Annotated in this window: 13 protein-coding genes; 5 read left to right on the top strand and 8 right to left on the bottom strand. The window is 47.0% G+C overall.

Annotation, left to right across the window (positions count from 1 at the left end; translation table 11 throughout):
- Positions 1-31: 31 nt before the first annotated feature.
- The 8 genes from BN3656_RS05425 to BN3656_RS05390 form a co-directional block, all read right to left on the bottom strand.
- Complete coding sequence (locus BN3656_RS05425; RefSeq protein WP_066544980.1) at positions 32-601, bottom strand: nitroreductase family protein; 570 nt, start codon at positions 599-601, stop codon at positions 32-34.
- Entirely contained in the window at positions 594-1,001 is a 408-nt protein-coding gene (locus BN3656_RS05420; RefSeq protein WP_179297077.1) for a metal-dependent transcriptional regulator, read from the bottom strand. Before BN3656_RS05420 ends, BN3656_RS05425 begins: the two co-directional genes overlap by 8 nt.
- A 153-nt stretch (positions 1,002-1,154) precedes the next feature.
- Positions 1,155-2,270, bottom strand: coding sequence for an ABC transporter substrate-binding protein (locus BN3656_RS05415; RefSeq protein ID WP_066544977.1), 1,116 nt, complete (start codon positions 2,268-2,270; stop codon positions 1,155-1,157).
- A gap of 49 nt (positions 2,271-2,319) precedes the next feature.
- Positions 2,320-3,429: an ABC transporter substrate-binding protein gene (locus BN3656_RS05410; protein ID WP_066544975.1), complete on the bottom strand. Its 1,110-nt coding sequence runs from the start codon at positions 3,427-3,429 to the stop codon at positions 2,320-2,322.
- A 34-nt stretch (positions 3,430-3,463) separates the two neighbouring features.
- Positions 3,464-4,255: an ABC transporter permease gene (locus BN3656_RS05405; protein WP_066544973.1), complete on the bottom strand. Its 792-nt coding sequence runs from the start codon at positions 4,253-4,255 to the stop codon at positions 3,464-3,466.
- Positions 4,255-5,094, bottom strand: a complete 840-nt coding sequence (locus BN3656_RS05400) for an ABC transporter permease (protein WP_066544971.1) — start codon at positions 5,092-5,094, stop codon at positions 4,255-4,257. Before BN3656_RS05400 ends, BN3656_RS05405 begins: the two co-directional genes overlap by 1 nt.
- Positions 5,087-6,163, bottom strand: a complete 1,077-nt coding sequence (gene potA / locus BN3656_RS05395) for a spermidine/putrescine ABC transporter ATP-binding protein (protein ID WP_066544970.1) — start codon at positions 6,161-6,163, stop codon at positions 5,087-5,089. Before potA ends, BN3656_RS05400 begins: the two co-directional genes overlap by 8 nt.
- Before the next feature lie 65 nt (positions 6,164-6,228).
- Complete coding sequence (locus BN3656_RS05390; protein ID WP_066544968.1) at positions 6,229-6,762, bottom strand: helix-turn-helix domain-containing protein; 534 nt, start codon at positions 6,760-6,762, stop codon at positions 6,229-6,231.
- Positions 6,763-6,990: 228 nt separating this feature from the next.
- Between BN3656_RS05390 and BN3656_RS05385 the strand changes: the two genes are divergently transcribed.
- From BN3656_RS05385 to BN3656_RS05365, 5 genes are all read left to right on the top strand, one after another.
- Positions 6,991-8,049, top strand: a complete 1,059-nt coding sequence (locus BN3656_RS05385; RefSeq protein ID WP_066544966.1) for a beta-propeller fold lactonase family protein — start codon at positions 6,991-6,993, stop codon at positions 8,047-8,049.
- 2 nt (positions 8,050-8,051) lie between these two features.
- Positions 8,052-9,167 carry a chorismate synthase gene (gene aroC, locus BN3656_RS05380; RefSeq protein WP_066544963.1) on the top strand — a complete coding sequence of 372 codons (1,116 nt, stop codon included), beginning with the start codon at positions 8,052-8,054 and terminating at the stop codon, positions 9,165-9,167.
- A 2-nt stretch (positions 9,168-9,169) separates the two neighbouring features.
- Complete coding sequence (gene rpiB / locus BN3656_RS05375) at positions 9,170-9,610, top strand: ribose 5-phosphate isomerase B (protein WP_066544961.1); 441 nt, start codon at positions 9,170-9,172, stop codon at positions 9,608-9,610.
- Positions 9,611-9,970: 360 nt separating this feature from the next.
- Positions 9,971-11,878 carry a hypothetical protein gene (locus tag BN3656_RS05370; RefSeq protein ID WP_066544959.1) on the top strand — a complete coding sequence of 636 codons (1,908 nt, stop codon included), beginning with the start codon at positions 9,971-9,973 and terminating at the stop codon, positions 11,876-11,878.
- A gap of 48 nt (positions 11,879-11,926) precedes the next feature.
- Entirely contained in the window at positions 11,927-13,303 is a 1,377-nt protein-coding gene (locus BN3656_RS05365) for an ABC transporter substrate-binding protein (RefSeq protein ID WP_066544957.1), read from the top strand.
- Positions 13,304-13,315: the final 12 nt, after the last annotated feature.

The raw sequence follows: 13,315 nt of genomic DNA, 5'->3' as shown, positions 1-13,315 counted from the left end.
AGCAGAATTCATCTCTGTAAAACGGAAGAAATCAAACCAGCACATCCTCCAGACTTCTCTTGGGAACATAATGCACCTGATTTTCATCCCTGTAGTACGTTGTGCTTCCATCGTCCCCTACAGGTACAAGCCGGACCTCCTCTTTGGGTTTTCCCAGGGCCAGAACCAGGCCCACAGAATAGTTTTCCGGATTAAGCTTTAAAATGGACAGAATCTCACTGCGCCTGCAGCTTCCGATCATGCAGCCGCCATAGCCCTTTTCTGCAGCTGCCAGCATGAGCGTCTGGGCGGCGATTCCCTCATCCCACTGTTTATTTTTGGCCACAGTCAGATCACAGAGAATGACGATATAGGCAGAGGGCCGTTCTCCCTTTTCCGGTCCGTCCCAGTCTTTCAGGGCGCCTGCCCAGGAAAGACTGGGAAAAATTGCCGCGCATTCCTCCGGAGTACGGATGATGCGGTATTTTAGGGGCTGACAGTTGGCTGTGCAGCCTGTAAGGCGCACCGTATCGATCATATCTGTCAGCTCTTCCTGCGGAATGGATATATCTTCATAGAACCGCCGATAGGAGCGGCAGCTTTTTACAAGGTCTTTAAGCATGAATAGATTCCTCCTTAAGCTCCTTTGGAAGCTCATTTCCCTGGGTAATATGTTTCTTAATTGCTTCAAAGCTTTCCGGACTGATTACATGCTCCATACGGCAGGCATCCTCTGCAGCTGTCTGAGGATCCACACCCAGATAGATCAGCCAGTTGGACAAAAGAATATGGCGTTCGTACATAACGTCAGCAATGGACTGTCCAGTCTCAGTAAGTGTGATGTGACCCTGTTCATCCATGCGGATATAGCCGTTTTCCCTCAGGTTTTTCATAGCTACGCTGACACTGGGCTTTGAAAAACTCAGTTCATTTGCAATATCAATGGAGCGGACATAGGGTTTATGGCGGCTCAGCATATAGATCGTTTCCAGGTAGTTTTCAGCGGATTCCTGTATTTTCAAAACAAACATTCCCCCTTACGGTTTTCTTTCCCGTCTGCCTGAAAAACGGGAACTGCTACCTCTTCAGTGTATCATAGAAGAAAAGGATTGACAAGCAAACCATGATTCATTTTGTCCACTGATGATATGCCCGGCTCTTTCACAGACAGCTGTTTAGTTTGCTTTTACCTGCTTCCACATCTCATTGTACATATCATTTACTTCCTCGCCCAGATACTGAACGCTCTCGCTGTTTTTCAGCTGGGAAAGATCCGGGAACACAGCCTTGTTATTCTGCAGCTCCTCGTCCAGCAGCTCAAAGGCGCCCTTGTTAGGGGTAGCGTAGGTAATGTATTCAAAGTTCTTCTTTGCAATGTCAGGGCGGCACAGGAAGTTAATCCATTTCTCGGCATTTTCCTTGTGCTCTGCATTGGCAGGGATGACCCAGCAATCGATCCAGTAGGAGGTTCCCTCTTCGGGAAGCACATACTCCAGATCAAATTCAGAACCCTGCTCCTTTGCGGTATCCTGAATATAAAGGAGATCACCGGAATAAAGCATGGCAGCAGCAGCCTCGCCGTTAATCATCTTGTCCCTTACCTGGTCGATTACATAGGCCTGAACCAGGGGCTTCTGCTCAATGAGCATATCTCTGGCCTCAGCCAGCTGATCCGGGTCTGTGGTATTCAAAGAGTAGCCTTTGATCTTTAATGCGGCCATAAATGCATAGCGCAGGGTATTGTGCATCAGGATCTCGCCCTCTAACTCAGGATTCCACAGATCTGCCCATTTGGTGGGATATGGGATGCCAAGCTCATCAAAGCGCTGCTTATTGTAGAGGATTCCTTCCGTACCCCAGCAGTAGGGAACTGCGTATTTGTTCTCCGGATCAAAATCCTTTGCCATATCCATATATTCCGGGCCGATTTCTTTGATATTGGGTACATTGTCAAAATTGATTTCAGCCAGCAGGTTATTCTGGATCATACGCTGGATGGTATAGTCGGAAGGACAGATCACATCGTACTTTACCGCTCCCGCTTCTATGATGGGATACATTTCTTCATTTGTTTCAAAAAGGTCGTATACGACTTCGATTCCTGTTTCTTCCTCAAATTCGTCAATTACGCTTTCGTCAATGTATTCCCCCCAGTTGTATACATATAATTTGTTGTCTTCGCCGGAGCCTTCCTCAGCCCCGGTTTTTTGGCCGGAACCGCAGGCAGTGAGAAGACCGGCGGCAAGGGCCAGAGAGAGCATGCCCAGTGAAACAGCTGTTTTCTTTTTCATTCTTATCCTCCATTAGTAAACGCGTAGATGGGACAGCCGCAGCAGTCCGTCAGTTTGCCTTGACCTCTTTCCAGAGCTCGTTATAAAGGGCGTCGGCTTCTTCGCCGGGGTACTGTATGATTTCACAGTTGGTGAGAGCGGAGAGATCCGGGAACAGAGCTTTATTCTGTTTCAGCTCCTCATCCAGCAGCTCATAGGTACCTTTGTTGGGAGTGGCATAGGTAATGTACTCAAAATTTTTCTTTGCGATATCGGGGCGGCACAGAAAGTCAATCCATTTTTCTGCATTTTCTTTGTGCTCTGCATTGGCGGGAATGACCCAGGAGTCAACCCAGTAGTTGGTTCCGTCCTCCGGAATTACATACTCCAGAGTAAAATCAGCTTCCTGCTCCTTAACTGCATTCTGGATATAGAGCATTTCTCCGGAGTAGATGGCTCCCACGGCTGCTTCTCCGCCGATCATCTTATCTCTTACCTGATCAATTACATAAGCCTGAACCAGAGGCTTCTGGCGGATCAGCTCATCCTTTGCCTGCTGCAGTTCATCAGGATTTTGGGTATTTAAGGAATATCCAAGGCTCTTTAAAGCTACGGTAAAGGCGTCGCGGACGCTGTTCTGCATGAGAATTTCTCCCTCCAGACGTTCATCCCACAGATCGGCCCATTTGGTGGGAGCAGGAACGCCCAGCTCCTCGATCATCTGCGTATTGTAGAGGATTCCCATGGTACCCCAGCAGTAGGGAACGGAATATTTGTTTTCCGGGTCAAAACCTTTGGATATATCCAGATATTCCTGTCCGATTTCTTTGTAATTGGGGATATTGTCAAAGTTGATTTCAGCCAGAAGGTTGTTTTCGATCATCTTCTGGATCATATAGTCGGAGGGACATACCACATCATAGCTTACGCCTCCGGCTTCAATTACAGGATACATTTCTTCGTTGGTTTCAAATACGTCGTAGACCACCTGAATACCGGTTTCCTTTTCAAAGTCGTCGATGACGCTTTCGTCAATATATTCGCCCCAGTTGTATACATAAAGTTTGTTGTCATCTCCCGAAGAACCATTTTTGCCGGAACCGCCGCAGCCGGTCAGAAGACCTGCGGTCATCAGGGCAGCCAGTGCTCCTGCTGTGAGGAGGATGGGTGTTCGTTTCATGGGTCGCTCTCCTTTTTAATAGTAATGAATTATTTCAGTCCTTTTTCTTAAAGGAACGGAAATTTACGATCAGCAGAAGGATCAGTACAGTCAGGAAAATGACTGTGGAAAGGGCATACATGGATGGCTTAATGCCCCTGCGTACCTCGCTGTAAATCAGCGTAGACAAAGTATTGATGCCTGCGCCCTTTGTAAAATGGGTGATAATAAAATCATCCAGAGACATGGTAAAGGATAAAAGGAAGCCGGACAGCACTCCGGGCAGAATATCCGGGAAGACCACTTTAAAAAATGCCTGAAGGGGAGTGGCTCCCAGATCCAGAGCCGCCTCATAGGTACTCTTATCCGTCTGCTTCAGCTTGGGCATGACGCTTAAAATCACATAAGGTATATTAAAGGTGATATGAGCGATCAGCACGGTTTTAAAGCCTAATGATACGCCAAAGGCAATAAAGGACAGCATCAGTGAAATGCCTGTAACGATATCTGCATTCAGCATGGGAATGTTTGTGATTCCCATAATAATTGTCCTGGGAACCAGCCTCATAGACTGAATGGCAATAGCTGCCGCTGTTCCGATAACAGCTGCCGCAAGGGCTGAAACAAAGGCAATGATCAGGGTGGTTGACAGGGCGCTCATAATGGAGCGGCTGTCAAACATCTGCAGATACCAGTCAAGAGTAAAACCGCCCCACCGTGCTCTGGATTTGGACTGGTTAAAGGACAATATCATCATAGTGAGGATGGGTGCGTACAAAAAGATCAGGATAAGCACCATATAGAAATCGGAAATGATCTTCCGTATCATTTTTCTGCTTTTTACCATCAGAATGCGCTCCCTTCTCCATTTTTGTCATATTTGGCAATCATAGCCATGCTGATCAGAATAAAGATCATCAGCACCAGGGAAAGACCGCTTCCCTGGTTCCAGTTGCTTCCGCGTGTGAACTCCTGCTCGATTACATTTCCGATGAGAAGGATCTTGCTGCCGCCTAAGAGGTCTGAGATAACGAATGTGGTCAGAGAAGGCACAAATACCATGGTGATTCCGCTGATGACTCCCGGAAGGCTTAAAGGAAGCCAGATCTTTATAAAGGTCTGGAAGGTATTGGCTCCCAGATCCTGAGCCGCATTGATAACGCTGTCGTCAATCTTGGCAAGTACATTATAAATCGGAAGAACCATAAAGGGCAGGAAGTTGTATACCATACCCAGTACAATAGCTGCCGGAGTATTGATAATGGAGATACCGGGCAGATGGAAAAAGGAAAGGATTCCGTTGATTACGCCGTTTTTCTCCAGAAGCGTCTGCCATGCAAGGGTTCTCAGCAGAAAATTCATCCACATGGGGAGGATAAAAATAAATACGATAAAGCTGCCGGCCTTATTTCCCCGTCCTCTTAAAATCATAGCCAGAGGATATGCAAGAAAAAGGCAAAGCAGAGTGCTGATCAGGGATAAACCCAGAGACAGCACCAGAGCCTTCATATGATCCGGTTCTGCGATTGACAGGATATTTTCCAATGTAAAAGCTCCGTCACGTCCCGTCAGTCCATACCAGAGAATCATGAGCAGAGGAATAATAGTAAAACCGGTCATCCAGACCAGATAGGGGCCGGAGAGAAGGGATTTCCCCAGATCGAGATATTTCTTTTCCTTATTCATCGACTCCCAGCGCCTCCTCATCCTCAGACGCAGGCTTGTTCATGATCTGGATATCAAAGGGATCTACATGGATTCCCACCTGCTTTCCAACGGGGAACATATCAGTGGAGTGAACCAGCCACTCAAAGCCGTCCGGGGTAGTAACTTCCATCTCATAGTGAACACCCTTGAAGATCAGATGGGTCACTGTGCCGACAAGCGTGCCCTTTTCCGGTTCTACAAGGTCGATATCTTCAGGACGGATCACGACATCCACTGGCTTATTTGTGCCAAAGCCCTTATCCACACAGGCAAATTTTGCCCCAAAGATCTCAACCAGCTCGTCCTGAAGCATGATGCCGTGGACGATGTTGCTTTCGCCGATAAAGTCGGCTACAAAGGCATTTTCCGGCTCATTGTAGATCTGCTCCGGAGATCCCATCTGCTGGATATAGCCCTGGTTCATAACAACAATGGTGTCTGACATGGTAAGAGCCTCTTCCTGATCGTGGGTTACATAGATAAAAGTGATGCCAAGCTCATTTTTCAGGCGGATCAGTTCATACTGCATATCCTGGCGCAGCTTTAAATCCAGAGCGCCCAGAGGCTCGTCAAGGAGCAGCACTCTCGGTTCGTTTACAATGGCTCTTGCAATGGCAATACGCTGCTGCTGACCGCCGGAGAGAGAGGTTACATCGCGCTTTTCGTAGCCGGAGAGATTGACCAGCTTTAATGCGTAGCGGATTTTGTCATCAATATAGCTTTTGGGCTTGTTTTTTATTTTCAGGCCAAAGGCAATATTGTCCGCAATGCTCATATGAGGAAACAGGGCATATTTCTGAAAAACCGTATTTAACTGCCGCTTGTTGGGCGGAAGCTTTGTGATATCCTGACCATCAAAGAGAACCTTTCCGGTATCGGGACTGGTAAAGCCTCCCAGGATACGCAGAGTAGTGGTCTTTCCGCAGCCGCTGGGGCCAAGTAAGGTGACGAAGCTGTTTTCCTTGATGGAGAGATTCAGATCATCCAGGATCAGCTCGCCGTCAAAGCTTTTTGAGATGTGCTGTAAATCAATCAATGGCTGGCTCATTTGTCTTTTCTCCTTTATAAAGTGAAGTGGGTCATAACATTGTCTTTTTTACAACGGAGGCCGTATTAAAAACTGGGAGGTGAACTTACCCAGATGAGCATGGCGCCGTTTTTGCTTGAAAGATAGTGTTTTTTATCTGCTGTGTAATAGAAGGATTCTCCCTTTTTGGCATGGTATGTCTTTTTTCCCAGATGGATGGAAACAGAACCCTTCAGAATATAGCCGAATTCTTCTCCCTCATGAGGTGTATCCGGGTAGGTAGAACCGCCGGCTTTGAGCGTTAAGAGAATGGGTTCCATGGTGTTTTTCTGAGCATTGGGAATGATCCATTTGATTTCATTGTTGTATTCAGGATCTACTTTTTCAAAGTAGTCCTGAGTGCCGAATACGATCTGTTCCTCAGGCTCTTCCGTAAAAAACTCCCCGATAGAAGTTCCCAGACACTGGAGAATATCCATCAGAGTAGCGATAGAGGGAGAGGTCAGATTGCGTTCCAGCTGAGAGATAAACCCCTTGGAAAGCTCCGAGCGGTCGGCCAGCTCCTCCTGAGTCAGTCCCTTTAAGACACGAAGCTCCTTCAGTCTGTTTCCGATATCCATACAATTCCTCCCTGCACGGCTGCAAAATATACAAAAAGTTTAGCAATACTAACCCAATATATAAATAATCAAAAAGTTTAGTAATAATAAACAAGGCGAATTTCATTATACATGAAATAAATCAGGTGTCAATACCTTTTCTGAAAGTTAGCGGTTAACAAATAATAAAAATTATGATATGATAGGTTTTAACAAAATCGGACTTATATTCAGGAGGTAAATACAGGTATGAGCGGCAGATATATGGCATATGTGGGATCCTACTCCTATACCGGGAAAGCAAAGGGAATCACAGTATTTGACGTAGATGTGGAGAAGGGAACGTTTAAGGAGCGCTGCGAGATGGAGGTAAATAATTCTTCCTATGTAATTGCCTCCAGCGATGGAAAGACATTGTATTCCATTGCCGATGAAGGAGTGGTGTCTTTCCGGATCCTGCAGAACGGCGCCCTGGCGCGTTTAAACAGCGCGCCCATCCGCGGAATGAGGGGCTGTCATCTGTGCAGCGATCTGGAGGACAAGTTTATCTTCGTATCCGGTTATCATGACGGAAAGACCACGATCCTGAGCTTGAACAAAGACGGCTCTGTAGGGGGGATCGTGGACGGTGTATATGATAAAGGATATGGAAGCGTGGCAGAGCGTAATTTCCGCCCTCACGTGACATGCACCCGCCGGATGCCGGACAATAAATACATCCTCAGTGTGGACAACGGAGTGGATCAGGTAAAGATTTACCGCTTTAATGATAAGGAGCAGAAGATGGTTCAGGTAGACGCCATCCGCTGCGACCTGGAATCTGCGCCCAGACATTTCCGGTTCAGCAGGGACGGACGCTTCCTTTATCTGATGTACGAGCTTAAAAATGTAATTGATGTATTTACTTATGAAACAGGGGACAGAGCTCCCGTAATCGAGAAGATCCAGACGATTTCTACTACCTCGACGAAAAATCCGGGCAATCTTACGGCAGCCTGCGCGATGCGTATGTCCTGGGATGAGAAGTATGTTTACTGCACCAATGCGGGAGAGAATACGGTAAGTATCTACAGCAGGGATGAGGAAACAGGACTTCTTTCCATGATCTGCTGCCTGCCGATCAGCGGCGAATATCCTAAGGACGTGGCTGTTTTCCCGGATGGGAAGCATATTGCGTCCATTAACCATGACAGCGGCAGCATTTCCTTCTTTAAGGTAGACTATGAGAAGGGACTTCTGGTCATGAGCGGAAGAAGCATTCCGGTTAATGAACCAAACTGCTGTGCGATTGTAAAGATTGGAGATTAGTCATGGCGGGTTCAATTTACGGGACGCTTTTTCGCGTCAGCACCTGGGGAGAGTCCCATGGAAAGGGCATTGGCGTGGTCATAGACGGCTGTCCGGCAGGTCTGCCCTTAGATGAAGAAGATATTCAGAGATATTTAGACCGGAGAAAGCCGGGGCAGAGCCGCTTTACCACAGCCAGACAGGAGGGCGATCAGGTGGAAATCCTTTCTGGCGTCTTTGAAGGAAAGACAACCGGAACGCCGATTGCCCTGGAGGTGCGGAATACAGACCAGAGATCCCACGATTACAGCAATATCATGGATGTATACCGCCCCGGTCATGCAGATTTCACCTTTGATCAAAAGTATGGCTTCAGGGATTACAGAGGAGGCGGCCGTTCCTCCGGACGGGAGACCATTGGCCGGGTAGCAGCCGGAGCAGTGGCCGCAAAGCTTCTGGAGCGCCTTGGGGTAAGGGTTTTTGCTTATACCAGCGCAATCGGCCCTGTAAGCATCGACCGGTCCCGGATGGAGATTTCCAAAATGTGGGAAAACCGTCTTTATATGCCTGATGACATTGCGGCAAAGGAAGCAGAGAGTTATTTAGAGGATATGATGGCTCGAAGGGATTCCTGCGGCGGTGTGGTAGAGTGTGTGATCGAGGGGCTTCCCGCAGGCGTGGGAGAGCCGGTGTTTGACAAGCTGGATGCGGCTCTGGCAAAAGCCATGATGTCCATTGGAGCAGTGAAAGGCGTTGAGATCGGAGACGGATTTGAGGCGGCAGTATCCACCGGTTCACAGGATAACGACAGCTTCTGCATTGACAGTGCGGGCCACCCGGCCAAGCGAACCAATCACTCCGGTGGCGTCCTGGGAGGGATGAGCGATTCCAGCCCGGTTGTAATACGGGCGGCCTTTAAGCCTACTCCGTCCATTGCCCAGCCTCAGTCCACGGTGGACCGGAGCGGGAAAGAACGGGAGATCGAGATCCATGGACGTCACGATCCCATTATCGTTCCAAGGGCAGTTGTGGTGGCAGAAGCCATGGCAGCGCTTACTGCGGCAGATCTGCTGCTTATGTCCATGACCTCCCGGCTTGACCGGATGGAGGAATTTTTTGAGAGAATGAGGAGAAAATGAAAATGAAAATTGCAATGGGAAACGACCATACAGCCATTGAGCTTAAAAATATTATTAAGGAGTTTGTAGAGGGAAAAGGCTACGAGGTTATTGATTTGGGTACCAATTCTACAGAAAGCTGCGATTACCCTGTATATGGTGAAAAGGTAGGACGGGCTGTGGCTTCCAAAGAAGCAGATCTGGGTATCGTGATCTGCGGCACCGGCGTAGGCATTTCACTGGCAGCTAATAAGGTAAAGGGCGTGCGCGCCTGTGTATGCAGCGAACCCTACAGCGCAAAGCTGTCCCGTATGCACAATAACAGCAACGTCCTTGCCTTTGGCGCCAGAGTAGTGGGAAGCGAGATGGCAAAGATGATCACCGAAGCATGGCTGGACGCTGAGTTTGAAGGCGGCAGACATGAGAGACGGGTGAATATGCTGATGGAGATTGAGAATCGGTAAAATCAGAAATATACAGGCAGAGATTTTCTTCTGAGTGTTGGAAAGAACGGCTTTTCTTTTGTGAAAATGACCGTTCTTTTTTTGGAAAGAGGCAGTAAATATAGTTTGAATTTGATGCGGATTTTCAGTATTGGGCCACAATGAGGCGGGAATATTGAAAAAATAAAAATGACGATATATACTAATGGAAACAAAGAAAGGAAAGAGAAAACAGTAAAAAACTCTAAAAAATAGATGATAAACCGATATAAATTGATAAAAAAACACAACATAATATTGTACGAACCAGCATATGATTCTCCGCTTTCCGTGGGGAATGGAGAGTTCGTTTTTACAGCGGATGTAACGGGAGTTCAAACATTGTATGAAGAGTATAGAGATGCATTTCCTCTTTGTACAATGGGAAATTTTGGATGGCATACAGAGAGTGACCATGGACGTGTGTACAGTCTTAAAGATCTGGAGATGACTTCCTATAAACGCGAAGGACGTACATTTCGCTATCCGGTGAAAAAAACGGAGAAGAACGAGAAGGTTTATGACTGGCTGAGAAAAAATCCTCATAAGATAAATCTTTACCGTTTGGGGTTCCGGGTAAATGGACGAAGGATTTCCTCGGGGCAGATTACAGAGGTCCATCAGGAACTGGATTTGTATACGGGTATTTTAAATAGCTGTTTTCAGCTCAGCAGGGAAGCGGTAAAGGTACAGACTGTATGCAGCGGAAACAGCAACCGGCTTGGACTGAGGATAGAAGCAGGGGAATCGTTGAAAAAAAATATGAGCCTGGAACTGGAATTTCCCTACGGTTCTCCGGATATAACAGGTTCGGACTGGACTTCTCCATCCAGACATGGAAGCTATCTGGTTTCTCTTGGAGAAAAACGGTATCTGATAAATCGTGTTATGGATGATTTACTGTATCAGGTTATGATAGAACTGGATGGAGCGCAGATGATACAGGAGGAGGAACATCGTTTCTCAATTCGATTTGATGCAGCAAAAGCGGAGATCACTATTTTAACTGACCGCGCAGTGCCCAGGCAGTTCGCGACATTTAATAAGTGCTGTGAAGAAAGCGAAGTGTTTTGGAGGGATTACTGGGAAAATACCGGCCTGATTGATTTTGGGGAAACACAGGATACCAGAGCTCATGAACTGGAGCGCAGGGAAATTCTTTCATTGTATCTTCTTCGGCTGCAATGCACAGGAAGCCTTCCGCCGGCTGAAACGGGATTGAGCTGCAACAGCTGGTACGGTAAGTTTCATCTTGAGATGCATTTTTGGCATAGCGCTTTTCTACCGGCCTATTCTCAGGGGAGACTGCTTGAAAAATCCTTTGAATGGTACATAGAGCACCGGGATGAAGCAAAAGAAAATGCGGAGAGAAACGGATATAAGGGGATACGCTGGCCCAAGATGGTAGGCTGTGATGGAGAAGATTCGCCATCTCCGATTGCTCCGCTGTTGATCTGGCAGCAGCCCCACATTATTTTTATGCTGGAATTGCTTTATCAGTCAGAACCATCTGAAGAGCTGGTGGAAAAATATTATGGAATTGTCAGAGAAACCGCTGATTTTATGGCAGATTTTGCAGAATGGAACAGTGAGAAAAACGTATATGAGCTGCGGCCTCCGCTGATTCCGGTACAGGAAACTCACGATCCGGAAACAACTCTTAATCCGGTATTTGAATTGGAATACTGGAGAGAAGCTTTGAATATTGCTGATGAATGGGCAAAGCGTTCTGGAAGAAAGGGGAACAGCAGATGGGGGATGGTAAGCGAGGCTATGGCGCTTCCGGCATCTGCGGAGGGAGTTTATCTTGCCCATGAGAATGGTGCCGATACTTATATAAATCACGCAAAGGATCATCCGTCCATGCTGATGGCCTGTGGAATACTCAGGGGCGACCGCCTGGATCGGGAAACGGTAGAACGGACGCTTCAGAAGGTTCTCGAGGTCTGGGATTTTAACACTGCCTGGGGGTGGGATTTTGCCGTAATGGCAATGACAGCCGTTCGTCTGGATCTGGGGGATCTGGCTGTAGATATTCTTTTGAAAGATACACAGAAAAATGAATATGTATTAAACGGTCACAATAAACAGGGATACAGGAAGGATCTTCCTTTGTACCTTCCGGGTAATGGATCATTTCTCTATGCTCTGGCCATGATGGCAGCCGGTTACAGAGGCTGTGGAAAAAAAATGCCGGGTTTTCCTGAAAACTGGACAGTACGGGCAGAAGGGATTAAAGCGTTGTATTAAATGCGGAATCAGAATGTCCGCAAAGAGATAAAGCAGGAGGTTATTTCAATGAGAAAATTATTAAAGAAATCTATGGCAGCAGTATTAACTGCATCAATGGCAATGTCTATGACAGCCTGTGCCGGTAAGGCGGTAAAGCCGGGAAGCGAAGAGAGTGAGGCAAAGACCAGTGAGGCTGCGGCAGCAAATGTGGAGACGTCGGAAGCAGCAGGGGAAGAGGGACTTACCACAGAGGACATAACCCTTACTATCAGCTGGTGGGGAGGAGAAAGCCGTCATGAAGCTACGCAGAAGGCAATCGAGGCATTCATGAAAAAATATCCCAATATTAAGGTGGAATCAAGCTTTGGCGGATGGACTGGTTGGGAATCTAAAATGGGACTGGCGTTTTCTCAGGGAAAGGCAGACGATATTGTGCAGATGGGGCCGTTCTGGCATACTATGTTTGGCGGAGATGGAGAAGTTTTCTACGACTTAAATCAGCTGTCCGATTATCTGGATTTGAGCCAGTTTGAAAACCTTGAACCCTATACAGTAGACGGGGAACTGAGGGCGGTTCCGGTTTCCATGGCAGCTAGAGTGATGTTCTGGAATAAAGATACGTTTGATCAGGCAGGAGTTCCTATTCCGAAAACATGGGATGATCTTTTGGCATCCGGCTCTGCCTTTAAAGAAAAGCTGGGTGATGAATATTATCCAATGATGCTTAATACGTTGGATCGCTCTTTATTCATGGTATGGTATCTTGAGTCAAAGTATGGAAAAGAGTGGGTAACAGGCAATCAGTGCAATTATACCGAGGAGGAAATTGCAGAAGGCTTTGAGATGATTCAGTCTCTGGAGGAAGCCCATGTAATTCCCACTCTGCAGATGATTGCAGATAATGCAGCCAATCCTGTTGAGCAGTCGCCAGTATGGACAGGGGGAAAATGGGCAGGCGTATACACATGGAATACATCCTCTGCAAATCCCAAGGCTGCTCTTCCTAATCCGGAGGCTATGGTAACTTCCCATATGTTTGAAGGATTCCCGCATAAAGGCGGTATGTTCAGAGCATCTATGACATTCGGAATTACCAAAACCTGTAAATATCCCAAGGAAGCAGCCGCTCTTCTTGAGTTCATGTTAAACGATCCTGAGGGTGTAGCTCTTATGGCAAATGAAAGAGGAATCCCTTATTCGAAAGCAGGTCTGGAAGCTTTGGAAGCATCTGGAAATGTGGATGAGCTGACTAAAATGGCAACAGAGTATGCTCTTGAAGATAATACATTCCCGATGGATGAGTATTTCGAGTGCAGCGAGTACAAGGCGACAACAGAAGGCTTATACGATAAAGTATTTAATGCATTTGCATATGGAGAGACAGATGCTAAGGGGGCAGCTAAAATGCTTCTGGATGGCATGAATGCCAAAATGTCCAAATAGTACAGAATAAAA

Origin of the sequence: Clostridium sp. AT4 (assembly GCF_001517625.2) — a bacterium.
GTDB lineage: Bacteria > Bacillota > Clostridia > Lachnospirales > Lachnospiraceae > Enterocloster.
This window is presented reverse-complemented; position numbering and strand designations above follow the sequence as displayed.

Coding starts and splice junctions, on each gene's coding strand:
- BN3656_RS05415 (WP_066544977.1), bottom strand. CDS start 2,270: ATGAAAAAGAAAACAGCTGTTTCACTGGGCATGCTCTCTCTGGCCCTT.
- BN3656_RS05400 (WP_066544971.1), bottom strand. CDS start 5,094: ATGAATAAGGAAAAGAAATATCTCGATCTGGGGAAATCCCTTCTCTCC.
- rpiB (WP_066544961.1), top strand. CDS start 9,170: ATGAAAATTGCAATGGGAAACGACCATACAGCCATTGAGCTTAAAAAT.
- BN3656_RS05405 (WP_066544973.1), bottom strand. CDS start 4,255: ATGGTAAAAAGCAGAAAAATGATACGGAAGATCATTTCCGATTTCTAT.
- aroC (WP_066544963.1), top strand. CDS start 8,052: ATGGCGGGTTCAATTTACGGGACGCTTTTTCGCGTCAGCACCTGGGGA.
- potA (WP_066544970.1), bottom strand. CDS start 6,163: ATGAGCCAGCCATTGATTGATTTACAGCACATCTCAAAAAGCTTTGAC.
- BN3656_RS05365 (WP_066544957.1), top strand. CDS start 11,927: ATGAGAAAATTATTAAAGAAATCTATGGCAGCAGTATTAACTGCATCA.
- BN3656_RS05385 (WP_066544966.1), top strand. CDS start 6,991: ATGAGCGGCAGATATATGGCATATGTGGGATCCTACTCCTATACCGGG.
- BN3656_RS05425 (WP_066544980.1), bottom strand. CDS start 601: ATGCTTAAAGACCTTGTAAAAAGCTGCCGCTCCTATCGGCGGTTCTAT.
- BN3656_RS05410 (WP_066544975.1), bottom strand. CDS start 3,429: ATGAAACGAACACCCATCCTCCTCACAGCAGGAGCACTGGCTGCCCTG.
- BN3656_RS05390 (WP_066544968.1), bottom strand. CDS start 6,762: ATGGATATCGGAAACAGACTGAAGGAGCTTCGTGTCTTAAAGGGACTG.